This is a genomic window from Vibrio porteresiae DSM 19223 (genome assembly GCF_024347055.1).
GTDB lineage: Bacteria > Pseudomonadota > Gammaproteobacteria > Enterobacterales > Vibrionaceae > Vibrio > Vibrio porteresiae.
The window spans coordinates 3423294-3443893 of record NZ_AP024895.1 but is presented as its reverse complement, the minus strand read 5'-3'; the positions used below and the strand labels follow the sequence as shown (position 1 = coordinate 3443893).

The following is a 20600-nucleotide window of genomic DNA, read 5'->3' as shown; positions in this document are numbered from 1 at the left end:
AATCAGTGAAGCATTGGCTTAAGAAGAGCACATGGCTTATTGCCGCCGCGACCATGTTGACGCCTACGGCATGGGCGAATGAATTCAGTGCCAGCTTTAAGGGCACGGATATTCAAGAATTTATCAACATTGTTGGTCGTAATCTGGAGAAAACCATCATTGTTGACCCAGCGGTTCGCGGCAAAATTGATGTGCGCAGCTACGATACCTTGGATGAGAAGCAGTATTACAGCTTTTTCTTAAACGTGTTGCAGGTATATGGGTTTGCTGTTGTCCCAATGGATAATGGTGTATTGAAAGTAGTCAAATCGAAAGATGCGAAAACGGCTGCTATTCCCGTTCTTGGCGATAATGACCGAGCTGCTGGCGATGAAGTGATCACACAAGTGGTGTCGGTGAAGAACGTATCAGTGCGCGAACTCTCTCCTCTGTTACGCCAACTCATTGATAACGCGGGCGCAGGCAACGTTGTTCATTATGATCCTGCCAACATTATCTTGCTGACAGGTCGTGCTGCTGTGGTTAATCGTCTCGCGGATATTGTTCACCGTGTTGACCAAGCCGGCGATAAAGACGTTGAAGTGGTAGAACTGAAAAATGCTTCCGCTTCAGAAATGGTTCGTATCGTTGAAGCGTTGAGCAAAAGTAACGATGCTAAGAACACCCCCGAATTTCTTCAACCTAAATTCGTTGCTGATGAACGCACCAACTCCATTTTGATTTCGGGCGATCCGAAAGTTCGCGCTCGTATGCGTTCTCTGATCGAGAAGATGGACGTTGAGATGGCAGTGCAAGGTAATAACCGTGTGGTTTACCTTAAATATGCGAAAGCGGAAGATTTAGTGGATGTGCTAAAGGGTGTCTCCGATAGCATGTTGAAAAGTAAAAAAGGCAGCGGCGATAAAGCCTCTTCTGGTTCGCAACGCAGTGACGTGATTATCTCGGCTCACAAAGAGACCAACTCATTGGTGATCAGTGCGCCGCAAGATGTGATGAAATCACTGCTCGACATTATTAAGCAACTGGATATTCGCCGCGCGCAGGTGCTGATTGAAGCGCTAATTGTTGAAATGTCTGAAACTGCTGGTATGAGCTTGGGTGTGCAATGGGGCTCCCTAGAAAGTGGTTCGGTTATTCAATACGGTAACAGCGGTACTTCCATTAGTAGTGTGATGATTGGTCGTGAAGAAGCAAAAGATCAAACCAGCACCAGTTATTACTACGATAACAGCGGTGTTCGTCACTCTTACGATACTACGGAATCAGGTGACTACTCAGACCTGGCCGATACCTTATCAAGCACGACAGGTGCTGCAGTGAGCATCATGATGGGTGACTGGGAATCGTTAATTACCGCAGTATCAAATACGTCAGATACGAATATTCTGTCTTCACCAAGTATTACCGTCATGGATAACGGTGAAGCCTCGGTTGTCGTTGGTGAAGAGGTGCCAGTTATTACCGGTTCTACCACCGGCTCTGATAACAGTAATCCATTCCAAACGGTTGACCGTAAAGAAGTGGGTATCAAGTTGAAAGTGATCCCTCAGATCAACGAAGGTGATTCTGTTCAGTTGCACATTGAGCAAGAAGTTTCTAGCGTGCTAGGCGCAAGTGGAGCGGTCGACGTGCGCTTTGCTAAACGCCAGCTCAATACTTCTGTGATGGTGCGTGATGGTCAAATGCTGGTACTCGGCGGTTTGATTGATGACCGTACTGCAGAAAGTGAATCCAAAGTGCCATGGTTAGGTGATATTCCGATCATTGGTCAGTTGTTCCGCTCTAACAGCACCGAAAAAGAAAAACGCAACCTGATGGTATTTATCAAGCCCACCATTATTCGCAATGGTGTAACGGCTGATGGTATTACTCAGCGCAAGTACAACTACATTCGTGCTGAGCAGCTGTACAAATCTGAAAAAGGCCTGAAGTTAATGGAAGACCAGACGATTCCTGTATTACCAAAATTTGGTGATGAGCGTCGTCATGCTGCTGAAATCCAAGCCTTTATCGATCAAATGGAAGAGAAGCAATGAGTGATATTCTATCGGAAGAAGTCGTGCAACCGACCTTACGCCGATTGCCGTTCAGCTTTGCTAATCGCTTTAAAGTGGTTCTCGAATGGAATCGAGAATTTACTCAGTGTGAACTCTGTTATGTTCCACCGATCTCGATTGAAGCTTTAGTAGAGGTTAAGCGCGTAGCGAAAACCTCATTTCCACTTAAAGCGGTATCTGAGTCGGAATTTGAAAGCAAATTAACTGTGGTTTATCAGCGCGACTCCTCGGAGGCGCGCCAGTTGATGCAAGACATTGGTGTCGACAGTGATGACTTTTTCTCCTTGGCGGAAGAGTTACCTCAAAATGAAGATTTGCTCGAGTCAGAAGACGATGCTCCTATCATCAAACTGATCAATGCAATGCTAGGCGAAGCCATCAAAGAAGGCGCTTCGGACGTACATATCGAAACCTTTGAGAAAGTGTTGTCGATTCGTTTTCGTGTCGATGGTGTGTTACGTGAGGTGTTAGAGCCTAGTCGTAAATTGGCACCGCTGCTGGTTTCGCGCGTTAAAGTCATGGCAAAACTCGATATCGCTGAAAAACGGGTACCACAAGATGGTCGTATCTCACTGCGTATCGGTGGTCGAGCGGTGGATGTGCGTGTTTCAACCATGCCGTCGTCACATGGCGAACGTGTGGTATTGCGTTTACTGGATAAAAATGCGACTCAGCTAGATCTCTTTAGTTTGGGTATGAAAGATCAGGTCCATAAGCGTTTTCAGCATCTTATCTCGCGTCCGCACGGTATCATCCTAGTGACTGGCCCAACCGGTTCTGGTAAATCCACCACCTTGTATGCTGGCTTACAGGAACTCAACAATATTGAGCGCAACATTCTTACCGTTGAAGACCCCATTGAATTTGATATTGAAGGCATTGGGCAAACCCAAGTTAACCCGAAAGTCGATATGACGTTTGCGCGTGGTCTACGTGCCATTTTGCGTCAAGACCCTGACGTGGTCATGGTCGGGGAAATTCGTGACTTGGAAACCGCGCAAATTGCGGTGCAAGCGTCATTGACCGGTCACTTGGTTATGTCGACCTTACACACCAATACTGCTGTAGGTGCGATTACCCGTCTGCGTGACATGGGGATTGAGCCTTTCCTAATCTCTTCATCTCTTCTCGGTGTACTGGCTCAGCGCTTGGTTCGTACTTTGTGTCCTCATTGTCGAGAAGCTTATCAAGCCAATGATGAACAGAAAAAACTGTTTGATTTGACGCCTAGCGATGATCTCGTTCTTTATCGCCCACACGGGTGTGATCAGTGTAACCATAAAGGTTATCAAGGTCGTACCGGTATCCATGAGCTGTTGATGATTGATGACCACGTGCAGGCGTTGATTCATGGTGAGGCCGGAGAGCAAGAGATAGAACATGCGGTTCGATCTCATACACCAAGTATCCGTCAAGATGGTTTAGACAAAGTTCGGCAAGGCATTACCTCGCTTGAAGAAGTCATGCGTGTGACTCGGGAGTCCTAATGGCAGCGTTTGACTATAAGGCTCTCGATAGTAAAGGCAAACAGAAAAAGGGTGTTATTGAAGGCGATAACGCTCGGCAAGTGCGTGCTCGTTTAAAAGAGCAAGGATTAATCCCGGTTGAAGTTATCGAAAACCAAGGGAAAAAATCGCACTCTTCTGCTGGTGGTGCGTTTACTTTTCAACGAGGAATTAGCACCCCAGATTTGGCATTGATCACCCGACAACTGTCGACCTTAGTGCAATCGGGTATGCCACTGGAAGAGTGTTTAAGAGCGGTATCTGAACAGTCAGAAAAACCGCGTATTCGTTCGATGATGGCGGCGGTACGTTCTAAGGTGACTGAAGGTTATACCCTGTCAGATAGCTTAGGTGATTACCCTTATGTCTTTGATGAGCTATTTCGTTCGATGGTCGCTGCTGGGGAAAAATCAGGTCATCTTGATGCGGTATTAGAACGTCTTGCGGACTACGCGGAAAATCGACAAAAGCTGCGTTCCAAATTGCTGCAAGCGATGATCTACCCGATAGTGCTGGTGGTGTTTGCCGTTGCGATTGTGGCTTTTTTGTTGGCTGCCGTGGTGCCTAAAATCGTTGGGCAGTTTGTGCAAATGGGTCAACGTTTGCCTGAATCGACAGAATTTCTGCTGGCTTCGAGTGATTTTATTCAGCACTGGGGCATTCAGCTGCTGTGTGCGATTTTGATTATGATTGCTGTGGTACGTCGCTTATTACGCAATCCACAGATGCGGTTGAAGTGGGATGAAAAAGTCATCTTTATGCCGATATTTGGCAAAATTGCGCGGGGCTTAAATACCTCACGTTTTGCTCGCACCTTGTCAATTTGTACTTCAAGTGCCATTCCCATTCTTGATGGGATGCGTGTTGCTGTCGATGTTATGAGCAACCAATATGTGAAGCAAAAAGTGTTAGTGGCCGCAGAAAGTGTCCGTGAAGGGGCCAGCTTAAGGAAGTCGCTAGAACAGACCAAACTTTTTCCGCCAATGATGTTACATATGATCGCGAGTGGAGAACAAAGTGGTGAATTGGAGTCGATGCTGACTCGTGCGGCAGATAACCAAGACACCAACTTTGAATCAGCTGTGAACATTGCTCTTGGTATTTTTACGCCAGCACTTATCGCTCTTATGGCGGGGTTGGTGCTGTTTATCGTTATGGCGACCTTAATGCCAATTTTGGAAATGAACAATTTAGTTAGTCAGTAAACAAGCTTGGATAATCAAGACTTGTGCTTTATGGAGTCTATATGAAAAAACGTACAGCGGCTAAGCAGTCCGGCTTCACCTTGCTTGAAGTAATGGTTGTGGTCGTTATTTTGGGTATCTTGGCCAGTGTTGTTGTGCCTAACTTGTTAGGTAACAAAGAAAAAGCCGATCAACAAAAAGCAATCACCGATATCGTAGCGTTAGAAAACGCGTTAGATATGTACAAGTTGGATAACAGCGTTTACCCAACCACTGACCAAGGTTTAGATGCATTAGTGAAAAAACCGAGCAGTCCTGAGCCACGTAACTACCGTGATGGTGGCTACATTAAACGTCTACCAAAAGATCCTTGGGGTAACGATTACCAATACCTAAGCCCTGGTGATAAAGGCACGATTGATGTGTTTACGCTTGGTGCGGATGGTCAAGAAGGCGGTGAAGGAATTAACTCCGACATCGGTAACTGGAATATTCAAGATTTTCAATAATATTCAAGGGCGAGCAACGCTCGCCCCTCGTATCCCTATGAAGTCTATTCGTGGTTTCACCCTAATTGAAATTATGCTGGTGCTGGTGCTGTTAGCGCTGAGTTCTGCCGCTGTTATTTCAACAATACCCACCAGTAAAAATCATTTAGCCGAACAAACGGCTCGTTCTGCTTTTGAAAAATTGCAGTTACTGAATGAAGAAGCGGTGTTATCTGGAACGGATTATGGGTTACGCGTCGATGAAAAACAGTCACCGCCGCAGTTGCACTTTATGCAGCTCACCGAAAAGGGGTGGCAACCTGTACAACGTTTGCAGTTTAAAGCGCAAATCGTGCTCGATCCTCGCCTTAACGTGACTTTCCAAGCGGGTGGTAGCGCTTGGCAGAAAGACGATGATCGTTTGTTCTCTGATGACTCGTTGTTTGATGACAATATGTTTGCGCAAGAGAAGAAAAAGAAAGATTTACCACCACAGATTTTTATTTTGTCGAGTGGCGAAACCACGCCATTCACATTGAGTTTTGCCTTGCCAGAGCAAAGCTCACAAGAGGCTTGGCAAGTCGTTGCACAAGACAATGGCGATATCCGTCTAGTTGAACCAGGAGCGGCCAAATGAAAAAACGATCAGCTGCTGGCTTCACATTATTAGAGGTGTTGGTAGCCTTAGCCATTTTTGCGACTGCAGCCGTTAGTGTGATGCGCGCGGTAAGTCAGCACATTAACACCATGAATTATTTAGAAGAAAAGATGTTTGCCTCTATGGTTGCGGATAACCAAATGGCCAAAGTGATGCTGGCACCTAAGCTGTTGGCAGCCAAAGAAGGGAAAGAGTCGATGGCTGGGCGAGATTGGTATTGGCAGATAAAACCAGTGAACACCTCTTCGGGGACGTTGAAAGCATTTGATGTCATGGTCTCCAAAGAGAAAAAGGCCAGCCCTTTAATTACGGTGCGTAGTTATGTCGGCAGCTAGAAGGCGTTCACACGCGGGTTTCACCCTGATTGAAGTGTTGGTTGCCATGGCGATATTTGCCAGTATGAGCATCGCGGCTTATCAAGTATTGAATCAAGTTCAGCGCAGTAACGATATTTCTCTAGAGCGTTCAAAGCGTTTGAATGAAATGCAGCGCGCGATTGTCATGATGGACTCTGATTTTCGGCAAATTGCCGCGAGGCAGTTTCGTACCAATGGCAAAGAGGCAAACGAAGGCTACTTACAGTGGCAAAATTATCTATTGGATTCTGATAGCCAAGGGGTGATGTTTGTTCGTCTAGGTTGGCCTAATCCACAGCAACAATTTCCACGCGGTAATTTAACCAAAGTTGGCTACCGACTTAAGGAACATGTGTTAGAGCGGTTATGGTGGCAATACCCCGACACCACTCTGAATGAACCGCCAGTGGTGATGCCACTGCTCACCGGTGTGGATAGCTGGTCAATGCGTTTCTACTTTGATGGTAAGTGGAGTGATGAGTGGGATGAAACAGACGCTTTGCCGAAAGCGGTAGAAGTTACCCTCAAATTACAAGATTACGGCGATATTAAGCGTATTTATCTCGTCGCTGGCAGTGATGACAAGAAAAAGACGTCATCTGGAGATTCCAATGAGAGTGAATAGAAGCTCACAGCAAGGTGTGGCTCTCATTGTGGTACTGCTGATTTTGGCCATTATGGTGTCGTTGGCAGCGTCTATGTCGGAGCGGATGTTTATTCGTTTCCAGCGAGCTTCGCATCAAATTAATTACCAACAAGCGTATTGGTACAGTGTTGGGGTGGAAAATTTAGCCCTTGCGTTGATTAAAGAGAGTCATAAACAAGACAGCGACACGGTGAACTTAAGTCAACCTTGGGCTCAGCAAAATCGCAAGTTACCTCTTGATTATGGTGAACTGACAGGCAGCATCATTGATAAACAAGCTTGCTTTAATTTGAATGCATTTAATGGGTTGGAAGCTTCAACAGGAAGTTCTACTCCGTTTGTAAAACAGTTTTTTGAGAACCTGCTTCAGAGTGTCAATGTGGATGGTGCTACCGCTGAAATTATCGCAGACTCCACGTGGGAGTTTGTGGATAGTAACGATACCGTCAGCACAACGTATGGGGTAGAGGACAGTTATTATGATTCTCTTTCTCCTGCGTATTTACCTCCAAATGGCATGATGGCAGTACCGAGTGAATTACGGGCGGTACAGCAAGTGAGTGGGCAGACCATGCAGCAGTTAATGCCATTGGTTTGTGCTTTGCCAACATCGGATTGGCAGTTAAACGTTAATACCATCAGCGAGAACCAAGCTTTGTTGCTGGTGGCAATGTACAGTCCGAACTTAAGTTTGGAAAACGCGAAAGCGGTGATTAGCAGCCGACCTAAAAAGGGTTGGTCGAGTGTCTCTGATTTTGAGGCCGAGCCGCAAATTGCCGCGATCAACAGTACGGTACGGAGTAAAGCCGAAGGATTCTTAGCGGTAGATAGCCAGTACTTTGAATTAGATGCACAAGTGGTCGTTAATGATTCTCGCCTGCGGGTGCGCAGCTTGATTTACAGTAAAGACAAAGATAACGCTACGGTTATTCGCCGTCGCTATGGAGGAATCAGTGAGCGAATTTCTGACCGTTCGGCTGAGTAGTCAAAAAGAATCACCCATTTTATGGTTAGTCTGGTCGACAGATCAGCAAGATGTTATTGCTAGTGGGCAACTCGCTGATTGGAGTGAACTTCACGATCTGACTGAATATGCAGCGCAGCGGACAACGCTCGTGCTCTTGTCGGCGAGCGATCTGGTGTTGACTCAAGTGGCGGTTCCCCCCGGTGGCAATCGACAGTTTGAGAGCATGCTACCTTATTTGGTGGAAGACGATGTGGCGCAGGATGTCGATGATCTGCATTTTGCTATCTTGGGCAAACTTAATGGCATCGCTTATGTTGCTGGTGTTGAAGCTCAGTGGCTACGTGATTGTTTGGCCGCATTCCATGAAGTAGGCATTACCGTAAAACGAGTCATGCCTGATGTTTTGGCTTTACCTCAAGCGGATACTCCGCTGACTGCTGCGCAATTGGGTCATCAATGGCTCATTCGTAAAGGTGAGTGGGAAGGTGTGACCATTGATGAATCGTGGTTACCCGTGATGGTCGATTCTGAATGGGTGAAAGAAGATCATTCACCATTGGCGCTAACTGCTTACACTGACTTACCTAAACTGCCTTTAGATAGCGACCAGCCGTGGGAGGTAAAACCTTCTGATATGGTCATGAAGCTATTGGCTCAAGGTGCAGTAGAGAGCCGGATGTCGCTGTTGACTGGTTCGTTTAAAACCAAGTCATCTTGGGGTAAGCACTGGCATGTTTGGCGTTTACCTGCTTTCGCTGCCGTCCTGCTGATGGTGATTACTCTATTGCACAGCACGTTTATGGCGTACCGTTTTGAAGATCAGGCACAGGCATACCATGCAGAAAGTGAGCGTATTTTCCGGTCTATTTTCCCTGATAAACGTAAGATTCCAACAGTGAGCTACTTGAAACGCCAAATGGAAGGCGAAGTGAGATTGCTCTCAGGCGCTGGTAATGAAGAGGGCATATTGACTTGGCTGCAGTCATTACCGGACACCCTTGGTGGTGTGAAAGAGATGCACATCAAAAGCATTAAATTTGATGGTGACAAAGGTGAATTGCGGATTGAAGCAAGTAGCAATGATTTTCAGAGTTTTGAACAGGCTCGCGTGAAGTTGGAAGAGCATTACCAAGTTCAGCAAGGCCAACTCAGTAAAGATGGCGATGCCGTGTTAGGCTCGTTTGTCTTGCATGCGAAATAGGACAAGTAGACGATGAAAAAACGATTCGATCCTATATTGGCTCAAGCAAAACAGTGGTGGGGAAGTATCACTCAACGTGAGCAGCGTTTAGTGATGATTGGCGCAGTGTGCCTAGTCATTGGTGGATTTTATTGGGGAATTTGGCAGCCGCTTCAAGAGCGAGCAAACCAAGCTCAAATGCGAATTCACACGGAAAAACAATTGTTAGGTTGGGTTTCCCATAAAGCGGATCAAATTACCGCCTTACGCAAGCAAGGTGGTAAAAGCCAGATACAACAACCTCTCAACCAAGTGATTGCCACTTCAACACGCGATTTCAATATCGATTTGATTCGTGTGCAACCACGTAATGACGACTCGATGCAGGTATGGGTGCAGCCTTTGCCATTTAATCAACTGCTGAACTGGATCGCTTTTTTGCAGGAAAATCAGGGGATCTCAGTGCAGTTCCTCGATATCGATCAAGCAAAGCAGCCGGGTGTTGTTGAAGTAAAACGTCTCCAAATTAAACGAGGTATTTGAGGTGCGTAAGACAATTGCATTGGTCACTCTTCTCATCGCTGTTTTTGTGGTGAGTGTCATTGCCCATCTTCCAGCAACCGTGACATTGAATCACCTGCCATTGCCTCGCCAATTAAAAATTGATGGGGTATCTGGCACGGTATGGCATGGTCAAGCAGAACAAGTACGATGGTTAAGTTACGATCTCGGCAGCGTGAACTGGGACATGCACTTAGCGTCTTTGTTTACTGGGAAAGTAGCAGTCTCAACACGCTTTGGTCAGGGCAGTGAAATGAATGTCCGTGGTCGTGGTGTGGTTGGAATTGGCTTTGGCGGCGTTTTTGCTAAGAGCCTGTTGGTCTCTCTGCCTGCTGCTCAGGTAACGAGTTATATCCGTCAACCAGTCGATTTAACGGGACAAATTGAATTGACCCTGCGTGACTATCATTATGCGGCGCCATGGTGCTCTGAAGCAAAAGGCACACTAGCTTGGACTAAGGGGGCGGTGAGTAGCCCTGTCGGAGCAGTCAATCTAGGTCAAGTGATTGCCGATGTTACGTGTAAAGATAGTCGTATCGACGTGAAAGGCAATCAGGGCAACCAAGAGGTAAGCAGTGAGTTTTCAGCGACGGTGGAGGCTAATCGTCGTTACCAAGCTCAGGCATGGTTTAAACCTGGAAGCCAGTTTCCCAAAGAGTTAGGCGATTTGTTAAAGCATTTGCCCAATCCTGATGGTCAGGGACGCTATCATTTCCAACAACAAGGCCGATTTTAATCATAGGAAAGGGACGCTCGCGTCCCTTTTGCTTTTCCTGCCGTTTCGAGTGTGGTCCCGATTATTCGGCGACTTGCAAAATCTCATTCCAAGGCAAGTTAGGATCCCCTAACACAATGAAATTCGGGTTCTCAAGGGTGTCCCGTTCGTTATAAGAAAGCGGGTTTAATAGGGTGCTGAGAATGTTGCCACCGGCTTCTTGGACGATACATTGCGTCGCGGCGGTATCCCATTCTCCGGTTGGTCCTAAACGCAGATAACAATCGACAGCACCTTCGGCCACTAAGCAGGCTTTTAGCGCAGCTGATCCCAGTGGGACCAATTCATAGTTCCAAGCATCGCTGAGTTGACTGGTGATACGGTTGATATCTTGGCGACGACTAATGGCAATAGCGATAGAAGGATGTGGCAATTCGTGTTTGTGAGTGTTGATGCGAATGCTGTCGTTCATGTCGGGAATTTTCCACGCGCCTTTACCTGAATAAGCGTAGTAAGTCACGCCAGAGACTGGGCCGTATACGACCCCCATGACCGGACGGTTATGTTCTACTAAGGCGATAATGGTCGCAAAATCGCCGCTACGAGCGATGAATTCTTGAGTGCCATCGAGCGGGTCGACCAACCAATAGCGTTCCCATTTTTCACGAGTTTCAAGGTCAATATTAGCGGCTTCTTCTGACAGCACTGGAATATCGGGCGTTAGCTCTTTTAGGCGCTCGGTGACCAATTTGTGTGCAGCGAAGTCGGCGCTGGTCACTGGTGTGTGATCTGCTTTGGTATACGCTTCATAAGACTTGTTCTCATAGATATCGAGAATCAACTGCCCAGCCGCACGTGCAATCGAGATAACGTCAGGGATGAGATGAGATAAATCTTTTGCTGTTGGCATGTGTTTAGTCCTTTGGCATTGAATCGCTAGCTTCACCAATGAGTTTTAAGTGACGTAGCGTTAGCATTAAGGCTGTGATACTGCGAGCCTCACAAAAATCGAGATGAGTCAGAAGCTCTTCAGCTTGAGCTAATGGCCAGCGGAGTAACTCAAGTGGTTCAGGTTCATCCCCTTCAAGTTGCTCTGGATAGAGATCTTGAGCGATGAATAAAGTCATTCTGCTAGAAAAATAAGATGGTGCCAAAATCACTTCTTTTAGCGGAGTGAGGCGGTCAGCGCCAAAGCCGATCTCTTCTTTGAGCTCTCGGTTGGCGGCTTCCATCGGTGTCTCTCCGGGGTCGATTAACCCTTTGGGAAAACCAAGTTCGTAATTTTCTGTGCCAGCTGCGTATTCGCGAACTAACAGAATATCCCCTTGAGCGGTGATCGGAACCATCATCACGGCATTGCGTCCCGAAGGTGCCATACGTTCATAGGTGCGTTCAACACCATTAGAAAAACGCAGATCCAGCGACTCGATAGAAAATAAACGTGATTTGGCAACAGTCTGTTTAGCCAAGATCTCGGGTACTGGTTTTGGTGGCATGCTTCGGCTCCTAATATCGTTTGTTTTTACTATATGAGAAAACAAGGACATTTGAAAATTTTGTTGGTGGCGCAAAACAAAAAAGCTGATGCAAGGCATCAGCTTTTTTTCAAATCATTCTTAGTAGAATGAGTGATCACCACGATCGTGTTCGGTGGAATCTTTCACCGCAGTGAGCTCACCAGCAAATTCAGCAAGCAGCTGCTTTTCGATACCATCTTTTAGCGTCACATCAACCATTGAACAGCCGTTACAGCCACCGCCAAAGGTGATAAGCGCAACGCCGTCGTCAGTAATATCAACAAGTTGAATGTGACCACCGTGACCTGCGAGCTGAGGGTTTACTTGAGTTTGAATAACATACTCAAGACGCTCAATCAGTGGTGCATCGTCAGACACTTTGCGCATTTTTGCGTTAGGTGCTTTTAGCGTTAGCTGAGAACCCATTTTGTCAGTGACGAAATCAATAACGGCATCTTCTAAAAATGGAAGACTAAGTTCATCAACATAAGCGGAAAAACCTGTAAATGGTACTTCAGTATCGGTCGCTTCTACTGCTTCTGGTGGGCAGTAAGAAACACCACATTCTGCGTTTTGAGTTCCTGGGTTAACTACGAATACGCGGATGTTAGTACCTTCAGGCTGCTGCCCAAGCAGTTTTGCAAAGTGTGATTGGGCGGATTCTGTAATAGTAATTGAATTTGACACGACGAATACCTGAGTAATTTTGTAGGCTATTAGAGCACATTTTACTCCTGTCTTCCGTATGATCCAGTCCTTTTTAAATAAGGCTTGTTTCCGATCAAGAATCGGTTGGTTCAGGAGTGCGACATAGGCAGTAAATATCCACTCTTTGCACGCCAACATCAAGTAATAAGCGACACAATTGTTTCACTGTGCTGCCTGTGGTCACGACATCATCAACAATAGCAACATGCTCAACCGGATAAGGGAGAGAATGCAGATAGAAAGCCCCTTTTAAGTTGGTGAGCCTTTGATGGCGCGACAGTCCTTGTTGATGTGGTGTGGCTCGTGTGCGGTGAAATAGAAAAGGCCAATATTCACAATTCATCTGTTGACTCAATTGTCGAGCAAGTAGATCGCTCTGATTAAAACCGCGCCAAAGATAACGACGCCAATGGAGTGGTACCGCAGTAATCACGGGGGCAGGTTCACCAATGTGTTGCGTGAGTAATTGAGAAAGTGGTGGCGCTAACCAAAACGCGCGCTGATATTTGAATTGGTGAGTAAGCTGGCTTAATGGGTAGTGATAATCACCAATGCAGGATAATGAGTGCCAGATAGGCGGCTTTTTCAGGCAGCGGCCGCATTGTTCTACCGGTTTTGTGGTCACCAGCCCACACCGTTTGCAACGAGGAATCACAGGGAATTGCATTAAGCATGCTTGGCAAAAGTAGTGTTGATCGGTGGCAGCTAAAGGCAAGCGGCACAAATGGCACTGCGCGGGAGAGAGTGAGCGGATGGTTTTTTGTAGCCAATTCGATACCATAGCGGTGACCAGTCAACAGAAATGCCTCGATTATGCGTATCTTGTGAGCTGGATGAGGTGGAAAAAAGTAGGAGAATTTGCGAATGAGCACAGAGTTGTACTGGCAGGTGTCAGGGACAGGACAGGATGTAGTATTGCTGCATGGTTGGGGAATGAACGGTGCTGTATGGCAACAAACTGCAGAAGTATTAAGTCGTTATGTTCGCGTGCACGTGGTGGATTTACCTGGGTATGGTTTGAGTGCCAACGCACCGGCTTTTGATTTGGAGAGCATAGCGTTAGCGGTTTTGCAGCAAGCCCCCAAAAATGCCGTGTGGGTTGGTTGGTCATTAGGTGGTTTAGTTGCTTCTCATATTGCTATTCATCACCCTGACTATGTGAGCCAGTTAGTAACGGTCGCTTCTTCTCCTAAATTTGCCGCCGAGCGTCCTTGGCGAGGTATTCAGCCCCAAGTACTCGATAACTTTACCGAGCAACTGATGCAAGATTTTCATGGCACGGTGGATCGTTTTATGGCTTTGCAAGCGATGGGCAGCCCGTCAGCACGTCAAGATGTGAAACTGTTGAAAAAATCGGTACTGACCAGGCCTGAGCCTAATCAAGAAGCTTTGCTAGCTGGACTAAAGATTCTTGCTGATGTTGATGTTCGTGAACCCTTAAAACAGGTTAAACAACCGTTCCTTCGTATGTATGGTCGCTTAGATGGGTTAGTGCCGGTTAAAGTGGCTGACGAGTTGGATGTGCTCTATCCGCGCAGTCATAAAACGGTATTCATGCACTCTTCTCATGCGCCTTTTATGACAGAACTGGAGCCATTCTGCGATCGTCTGATCGACTTTGTGCATCAGTATTAATACACATAATCAGTATTAAGAACGCCTAAATTATTTCCTTCTAATGACTCATCTTTTTTATTCATTGGTCGATATATAAACTAACTCAATAGGAGGTGACTCCGAAGAGTAGGGCGATGCTGAGGAGGTATCAGCTATGATTGTGTCACCGACCAATGTCAACGTGCCACTTATCGCCCCATCAGTGAATGTGCAGACGGAGCAGGTGGCAAGAGATAATCGGGTCAGAGAGCCTGTATTGCCTCCTGAAGAGTTAGCAAAAGCCAACGCTGAACGTAAGATAAAAGAGGATGAGAAACGTAGACGACGTCCATCTTGGGATCCTTCGGAGCATCCGAGTTATGAAACAGCTGAAGAGTCTGAGACTCTGGCTTCTCATCACGAGGAACCAAAGAGTGAACTGGATAGATTGTTTGGTCTGTTGGCCCTCTCTTCTTACAGTGAAAGCCAGGGTAAGGGCTATGCGATGCGGTTTCGTTTGCCAAGACGGATCATTGATGCGGTGATTACTGAAGGCAAAATGGCTCGAAGGCGAACCGTGATTAAATTCCATTACGGTCATGCTGTGGCACCGAATACGCCATCAGAAGTGATTGCTGTCTTGTAGTGAAAAGGGTATCTGCCACGCTCTTTTCTTAGATTAGCAAACAAAACCCCACGTCGATGCGTGGGGCTTTTTTTATCGAGCAATTGGTTTGCTTTATCTAAACTTGAACGGTTAGCGCTTGGCTTTAGCAAAGGCAGCGGCGAAAGCACCGCTCATTGCACCATTGTCGCTATGGTTGTCGTGGCGTTTATTCTGACGCTGCTCAGATGATTTAGGCGCTGTTGAGCGAGTTTGACTTGATGCTCGATTATCTTGTCCCGGCTCATCGGTTAGGCGCATGGATAGGCCAATACGTTTACGCTGCACATCCACTTCCATCACTTTTACTTTGACGATATCGCCCGCTTTGACCACTTCACGTGGGTCAGAGATGAAGCGATCGGTCAGAGCTGAAATATGCACTAGACCATCTTGGTGAACGCCGATATCGACAAAGGCACCAAAGTTTGCCACGTTTGAAACCACACCTTCCAAGATCATTCCCACTTCGAGGTCTTTCATCTCAGTCACGCCATCAGCGAACGTGGCGGTTTTGAACTCTGGGCGAGGGTCACGACCCGGTTTGTCCAACTCTTTGATGATGTCTGTCACGGTTGGCACACCAAAGTGCTCATCGGTGTAATCAACAGCGCGTAATTGGCGCAGAAAATCGCTATTACCAATCAGAGTTTGTAGCTCTTTGTGGTTCTTCTCGGCAATGTTCTTCACTACTGGATAAGCTTCAGGGTGAACTGCGGAGGCATCAAGCGGGTTTTTACCGTCCATAATGCGTAGGAAACCAGCACACTGTTCAAATGCTTTTGGCCCCAAACGTGCCACTTTTTTCAATTCTGCACGAGATTGGAAGCGACCATTTTCATCGCGGTAATCGACAATGTTTTGCGCCAGAGTAGTAGAAAGCCCCGCAACGCGTGTTAATAGCGCTGGAGAGGCGGTATTTAAGTCAACACCCACGGCGTTTACACAGTCTTCCACGACCGCATCAAGGCGTTTAGAGAGCAAAGATTGACTTACATCGTGTTGGTATTGGCCCACTCCAATCGATTTAGGATCAATTTTTACCAGCTCAGCTAGAGGGTCTTGCAGACGACGAGCAATCGAAACTGCGCCACGCAGCGACACATCCATATTAGGAAATTCTTTCGCAGCCAACTCGGAAGCGGAGTAAACGGAAGCGCCTGCTTCACTCACGGTGACTTTCTGAATTTTCAGACCAGCACGCTTGATAAGGTCAGCCGCAAAGGCATCGGTTTCGCGAGAAGCTGTACCATTACCAATGGCAATCAAATCCACATCAAACTGTTTGATCAATTTCGCTACAGATTGCATCGCTTGGTCATATTTCTTGTGTGGTGCATGAGGGTAAATGGTGTCGGTCGCCAGCACTTTACCAGTGGCATCAACCACTGCGACCTTACAACCCGTACGCAGACCTGGGTCAAGCCCCAGCGTGGCTTTCGGACCAGCAGGTGCTGCCATCAAAAGATCTTTTAGGTTGGTGGCAAACACATCAATGGCTTCGATCTCGGCGCGTTCTTTCATTGCGCTCATTAGTTCAGTTTCCATGTGCATAGCGACTTTAATGCGCCATGCCCAACTGATGGTCTGTTTGCGCCAGCTATCAGCGGGAGCGTTGTTGAGATGAATATTGTAGTGCTGGGCAATTAAGCTTTCACAGTATGACTCGCGGCTCGACTCTTCTTGACCGGGATCGGCATTCATTGTGAGGGTTAAGAAGCCTTCATTACGGCCACGTAGCATCGCTAAAGCACGGTGAGAGGGTACTTTGGCGATTTGCTCACGTTGCTCAAAGTAATCTTTGAATTTCTCGCCTTCTTGTTCTTTACCGGGAATCACTTTTGAAACCAGCTCAGCATTACGGGTGAGATATTGGCGTAGGGTTTCCAGAAGGTTTGCATCTTCAGCAATGCGCTCCATGATGATAGCGCGCGCGCCATCGAGAGCTGCCTTGGTATCTAGAATATTGTGCTCAGTATTAAAGAACTTAGCCGCTTCTTGCTCAGGATCGGTTTGTGGATTATTCCACAACGTGTCGGCTAATGGTTCCAACCCCGCTTCAATGGCTATTTGGCCTTTGGTGCGACGTTTAGGTTTATAAGGTAAATAGAGATCTTCTAGACGGGTTTTGCTGTCGGTTTCTAGAATCTCTTTTTCCAGCTCAGGGGTTAACTTACCTTGGTCTGAGATGGATTTAAGAATGGTTTGGCGACGATCATCGAGCTCTCTTAGATAGGAAAGACGGCTGTCCAAAGTACGCAATTGGGTGTCGTCTAGGCCACCCGTTACCTCTTTACGATAACGAGCAATGAAAGGAACCGTGTTGCCGTCGTCGATCAGTTGTACAGCAGCAATAACTTGCTCAGGGCGAACTTGTAGCTCTTGAGCAATCAATTTACAGATAGCTTGGCTCATCCGTGTAACTCTTTGATAGGGAATTCAAGTTGTATGTATGGGGCTTTTTAGCCTGTTTTTCTAGGGTTAAAAAGGGATTGAGGGGGAATTTGTGTTGAATAACTCAGATTTATCACCTCTTGCAAAGCTTTTACATTCAGTGGGGTTGTATTTGTCTCAACAATGAATAGCTGCGCCGTATTTATGAGACACCAAAACAAAAGTGAGTGTTATTTCAACAAGTTCGGAGTTATTCATCGTGAATATCAGTATAATGCGCCGCCTAGAAATGTGATTGCTACTTTTTTAACCAGAGATGCTCTCTATGGAAAATCTGGATTCGCCTATTACGACTTATTCACCACTTTCTCCAGTGCTGTTCAGACGACTCTTGATGTTTGCGATATTTTGTTTTGCGGCTATTTGGACAGTGGATGAAACCAGCGGCATTATCGTTCATTTTGATGCGTGGGCTTATCCTATCTGCATAGTGCTCTTCGGTGTGATTTATCTGCTGACCTATACCCAGTGGTTTAACCCTCAGTCATTGCACTTTATGGCTTATGTCGTTGTTTCTTCTTATCTTATCAGTACCAGTATTTGGCATCATCTCGGTGTTAATGGGCTGTTTTCTAATGCGGCTCAGTGGCTTGGCCTTAACTACGTCATTGCCTATCTGTTCTTAGAAGTGAAAAAAGCGGTGCCCACTACCATAGTGGTTTTTGTGTTGACCATCGTGGGGCACTTTATCGCTTTGCGTTCTCATTATTCTTTAGAGGACACGATGGGGGTGGTGATGAATATTGGCATTGCCCATCTTGCCTATGTTGTGCTGCTAGGGACGGCGTTGAAATTAAGGGTTGATAACAATAGCCATCAGGCGCGTGCTGTCGCACTAGAGTACTATATTCAGGTTGACCCACTGACTAACCTATTGAATAGAAGAGGTATTGAGCGCGCAATGCGTGATGTGCATGACGAAAAGAGTATCGATTCGAGCCGTTACGCTATTTTGATGCTTGATATTGACCACTTTAAACGGATTAATGATCAATATGGACATTCAGCGGGTGACCAAGTGCTGGTGGACTTTGCCCACACGTTAAAATCGCTGACGGCTGACCATGATGTCGTGGGGCGCTGGGGTGGCGAAGAATTTTTGGTGGTTACCCTCGATGCTCGTCCAGCGCAGGTATGGCAGCTTGCCGAACGTTTGCGACGTGCTATCAGTCGTTTGACTTGTCATGAAGGCAGCCAAATCACGACCAGTATTGGTATCTGTTACAGTGAAGAGGGAAGCTCCTTTGTTCAGCGGCTCGATATTGCTGACAATAACCTTTACTGCGCCAAACACGGTGGCCGTAACCAAGTGGTGTGCAGCCCACGTTTTGAAGAGTTATGCCTGACCTAACCACTAGAAAATTGAGACTAAAAGCGATAACGTCGCTCTATATTTCCAGTGAGCAGTGAGAGATGTCAGTGAAAACCAAACTGATCACCCGTGAGGGCTACAATAAACTCAAAGAAGAACACGATTACCTGTGGAATGAGCAGCGTCCTGAAGTCACCAAAATAGTGACTTGGGCGGCCAGTCTAGGAGATCGCTCTGAAAATGCAGATATGGCTTTAGAAGTATAAAAAACATACTAAATATACCTAATCAACTAATTAAACAGTACATATGAATAGTATGTATACTATTCATATGTACTATTTTCACTTAAACAAAACACAATTAACCACGGCCAAGGTACGACAGAATCGCTTGGTGATCACAGGCAGAAAATCCATAATTTAACTCGGAAATGGACAGAAACCGTTTAGAACAATCGCATTAAAGAGTTTCTGTCAGGTTAGGAAAAGTATGCTGATACATTGATCGGTTGTTATAGGCATTACACTTCAAAGTAGACGGCTATGGGATCAATGACGACTTCATTTTCTTGCTTTCCGGAAATAGAATGTTCAATGTTAGTTAAATGATCGACAAGGTTTAACAGTGCAGCCTTCATGTTTGAATAATCTTTACCTTTTTCATCTAATTCCATTTCATTACCTGAAAATGCTTGAGATATTATTCCGAAGATAACAACTTTCTTTTCAGTTTTTCGAGAATATTTTTTAACTAATATATCCTCACTCTCCCTCAGAAAATCACGTTTTAAACATGAAGTAAAAAGTGCCTCGCCGATAGGTTGCGTTATTTCAAATTGATCCGAAAAACCATATTTAGTTAATAAACTTAAGTTATCTAAAAACTTTTGATCTTGATAAAGGCTGCCAGCTTTAGCTAATTCTTTGAGGTTAGTTAGTTTCTTATACTCAGCTTCGAGTTGGGATCTTTTATTCCTATCTGGTGTTTGCTTCTTCAACAATGCAAGCTCGGAAGTTAGTTCGTTAATTCGGGAAAATGCTCCCATATGTGCTAGTGCTTCACCAATCGTATTAAACTCGGAAAATAACTCAGTTATTTTATTCACATCATTAAATGTTGACTTAGCTTTTGTTTTTATAAAAGAAAAGTCAGTAATGGATGCTTTAAGATCTTCTAAAGAAAGTGTTGCACTTGTTAGATCTAAAACCCGGCCTTGCTCCATTAGATGATTTTCAAATAATGTAAATGAGTAGTCATGAAAAAACTTTTTCTCAGTTGCCTTACTACTTGAAATAATTACATCAGCTAAAACCTTACCACTTCCTACTGGGCCTTTTTGAGTCTCACTTTCTTGATTATCTGAAGAGCTTTCATTTAAAACATATTCAGTTATCCCTTCAAATATTTGAGATGATAATGAATACATTTTATCTTCGTCTAAGTATATAAAATTCTTTATCATTTATTTTTATTCCTTGCCTTGTATTCTTCGTAAAATTTATTTCTTGTATTAATTATTGACCAGACAACAGTGGAAATACCAACAAAGACCATAACCAAAGTTAATGCAATTATAATTGTAGTAACCATTATACTGTTACCTCATTAGCTGCAATTTTCGAAATTCTATGGAATACAGAAAAACTAATTAAAAAAGAGACCACAGATAAACCTATAGTGCAAAATTTGATTGCTCCCATGTCTATCAAGTTTGGAATACTCTCACTTATCATTATCAATGAAAATAAAACGCTATAAAAAGCAATGAAGGCTATAGAGGTTCCATTTTGAATAGTTTTCCACGATTTTTCATCATCTGTTAGATGTTCAATTTCATTGATATTAGAAATATGTAAAATTAAACCAAAAGCAATAAAGTCTGCTGGCATTATTAAACTGACTACCCCAACCTCAGTGACACTCCAGACAAATATCCTTGATAGGATAGGAATCAGCCCCACTAGAACAGTGTAAATCAGCCATTTTACTTTTTTATTTTCCATATTCAATGCTACTCCATTCAAGGATG

At 45.4% G+C, this 20600-nt stretch carries 21 protein-coding genes and 1 pseudogene; 15 read left to right on the top strand and 7 right to left on the bottom strand.

Translation table 11 applies throughout. From position 1 onward, the window contains the following. Positions 1-5: 5 nt before the first annotated feature. The 11 genes from gspD to OCV11_RS15720 are packed head-to-tail and all read left to right on the top strand — an operon-like array spanning position 6 to position 10338. Positions 6-2036: a type II secretion system secretin GspD gene (gspD, locus tag OCV11_RS15770; RefSeq protein ID WP_261893989.1), complete on the top strand. Its 2031-nt coding sequence runs from the start codon at positions 6-8 to the stop codon at positions 2034-2036. Beyond that, positions 2033-3544 carry a type II secretion system ATPase GspE gene (gene gspE, locus OCV11_RS15765; protein WP_261893988.1) on the top strand — a complete coding sequence of 504 codons (1512 nt, stop codon included), beginning with the start codon at positions 2033-2035 and terminating at the stop codon, positions 3542-3544. The genes gspD and gspE overlap by 4 nt, the downstream gene beginning before the upstream one ends. Beyond that, positions 3544-4767 carry a type II secretion system inner membrane protein GspF gene (gspF, locus tag OCV11_RS15760; protein WP_261893987.1) on the top strand — a complete coding sequence of 408 codons (1224 nt, stop codon included), beginning with the start codon at positions 3544-3546 and terminating at the stop codon, positions 4765-4767. The genes gspE and gspF overlap by 1 nt, the downstream gene beginning before the upstream one ends. Before the next feature lie 41 nt (positions 4768-4808). After that, entirely contained in the window at positions 4809-5255 is a 447-nt protein-coding gene (gene gspG / locus OCV11_RS15755; RefSeq protein WP_261893986.1) for a type II secretion system major pseudopilin GspG, read from the top strand. Between the two features lie 37 nt (positions 5256-5292). Then, a complete protein-coding gene (gene gspH / locus OCV11_RS15750; RefSeq protein ID WP_261893985.1) occupies positions 5293-5871 on the top strand; it encodes a type II secretion system minor pseudopilin GspH in 579 nt (192 codons plus the stop codon). After that, positions 5868-6227, top strand: coding sequence for a type II secretion system minor pseudopilin GspI (gene gspI, locus OCV11_RS15745; protein WP_261893984.1), 360 nt, complete (start codon positions 5868-5870; stop codon positions 6225-6227). The genes gspH and gspI overlap by 4 nt, the downstream gene beginning before the upstream one ends. Next, the gene (gene gspJ / locus OCV11_RS15740; RefSeq protein WP_261893983.1) at positions 6214-6873 is read left to right on the top strand and encodes a type II secretion system minor pseudopilin GspJ; all 660 of its coding nucleotides are present in this window, start codon (positions 6214-6216) and stop codon (positions 6871-6873) included. The genes gspI and gspJ overlap by 14 nt, the downstream gene beginning before the upstream one ends. Then, positions 6860-7879, top strand: coding sequence for a type II secretion system minor pseudopilin GspK (gspK, locus tag OCV11_RS15735; protein WP_261893982.1), 1020 nt, complete (start codon positions 6860-6862; stop codon positions 7877-7879). Before gspJ ends, gspK begins: the two co-directional genes overlap by 14 nt. Further along, positions 7848-9062 carry a type II secretion system protein GspL gene (gene gspL, locus OCV11_RS15730; protein WP_261893981.1) on the top strand — a complete coding sequence of 405 codons (1215 nt, stop codon included), beginning with the start codon at positions 7848-7850 and terminating at the stop codon, positions 9060-9062. The genes gspK and gspL overlap by 32 nt, the downstream gene beginning before the upstream one ends. A 12-nt stretch (positions 9063-9074) precedes the next feature. Further along, on the top strand, positions 9075-9584 hold the full coding sequence (locus OCV11_RS15725; protein WP_261893979.1) for a type II secretion system protein M: 510 nt from the start codon (positions 9075-9077) through the stop codon (positions 9582-9584). 1 nt (position 9585) lies between these two features. Continuing rightward, complete coding sequence (locus tag OCV11_RS15720; RefSeq protein ID WP_261893977.1) at positions 9586-10338, top strand: type II secretion system protein N; 753 nt, start codon at positions 9586-9588, stop codon at positions 10336-10338. A gap of 61 nt (positions 10339-10399) precedes the next feature. On the opposite strand, the gene cysQ is transcribed toward OCV11_RS15720, so the two are convergent. From cysQ to OCV11_RS15700, 4 genes are all read right to left on the bottom strand, one after another. After that, on the bottom strand, positions 10400-11227 hold the full coding sequence (gene cysQ / locus OCV11_RS15715; RefSeq protein WP_261893976.1) for a 3'(2'),5'-bisphosphate nucleotidase CysQ: 828 nt from the start codon (positions 11225-11227) through the stop codon (positions 10400-10402). A gap of 4 nt (positions 11228-11231) precedes the next feature. Next, positions 11232-11813, bottom strand: a complete 582-nt coding sequence (gene nudE, locus OCV11_RS15710; RefSeq protein WP_261893975.1) for an ADP compounds hydrolase NudE — start codon at positions 11811-11813, stop codon at positions 11232-11234. Between the two features lie 120 nt (positions 11814-11933). After that, positions 11934-12521 carry a Fe-S biogenesis protein NfuA gene (nfuA, locus tag OCV11_RS15705; protein ID WP_225250368.1) on the bottom strand — a complete coding sequence of 196 codons (588 nt, stop codon included), beginning with the start codon at positions 12519-12521 and terminating at the stop codon, positions 11934-11936. 94 nt (positions 12522-12615) lie between these two features. Then, positions 12616-13323 carry a phosphoribosyltransferase family protein gene (locus OCV11_RS15700; RefSeq protein WP_261893974.1) on the bottom strand — a complete coding sequence of 236 codons (708 nt, stop codon included), beginning with the start codon at positions 13321-13323 and terminating at the stop codon, positions 12616-12618. Between the two features lie 83 nt (positions 13324-13406). On the opposite strand from OCV11_RS15700, the gene bioH reads away from it, so the two are divergent. Both bioH and OCV11_RS15690 read left to right on the top strand, forming a co-directional pair. Then, positions 13407-14177, top strand: a complete 771-nt coding sequence (gene bioH, locus OCV11_RS15695; RefSeq protein ID WP_261893972.1) for a pimeloyl-ACP methyl ester esterase BioH — start codon at positions 13407-13409, stop codon at positions 14175-14177. Positions 14178-14313: 136 nt separating this feature from the next. Continuing rightward, positions 14314-14784, top strand: coding sequence for an ATP-dependent Lon protease (locus OCV11_RS15690; RefSeq protein WP_261893971.1), 471 nt, complete (start codon positions 14314-14316; stop codon positions 14782-14784). 111 nt (positions 14785-14895) lie between these two features. On the opposite strand, the gene OCV11_RS15685 is transcribed toward OCV11_RS15690, so the two are convergent. After that, positions 14896-17217 (bottom strand): Tex family protein, encoded by a 2322-nt coding sequence (locus OCV11_RS15685; RefSeq protein WP_261893970.1) that lies wholly within the window; start codon positions 17215-17217, stop codon positions 14896-14898. Positions 17218-17521: 304 nt separating this feature from the next. On the opposite strand from OCV11_RS15685, the gene OCV11_RS15680 reads away from it, so the two are divergent. Both OCV11_RS15680 and OCV11_RS15675 read left to right on the top strand, forming a co-directional pair. After that, the gene (locus OCV11_RS15680) at positions 17522-18607 is read left to right on the top strand and encodes a GGDEF domain-containing protein (protein WP_261893969.1); all 1086 of its coding nucleotides are present in this window, start codon (positions 17522-17524) and stop codon (positions 18605-18607) included. A gap of 68 nt (positions 18608-18675) precedes the next feature. Continuing rightward, positions 18676-18816: pseudogene (locus OCV11_RS15675) on the top strand (transcription elongation factor GreB); the annotation flags it as partial. Between the two features lie 275 nt (positions 18817-19091). Here the strand turns inward: OCV11_RS15675 and OCV11_RS15670 are convergent. Both OCV11_RS15670 and OCV11_RS15665 read right to left on the bottom strand, forming a co-directional pair. After that, positions 19092-20033, bottom strand: a complete 942-nt coding sequence (locus tag OCV11_RS15670; RefSeq protein ID WP_261893968.1) for a DUF6414 family protein — start codon at positions 20031-20033, stop codon at positions 19092-19094. 127 nt (positions 20034-20160) lie between these two features. Next, positions 20161-20574, bottom strand: a complete 414-nt coding sequence (locus OCV11_RS15665) for a hypothetical protein (RefSeq protein ID WP_261893967.1) — start codon at positions 20572-20574, stop codon at positions 20161-20163. Between the last annotated feature and the right edge of the window lie 26 nt (positions 20575-20600).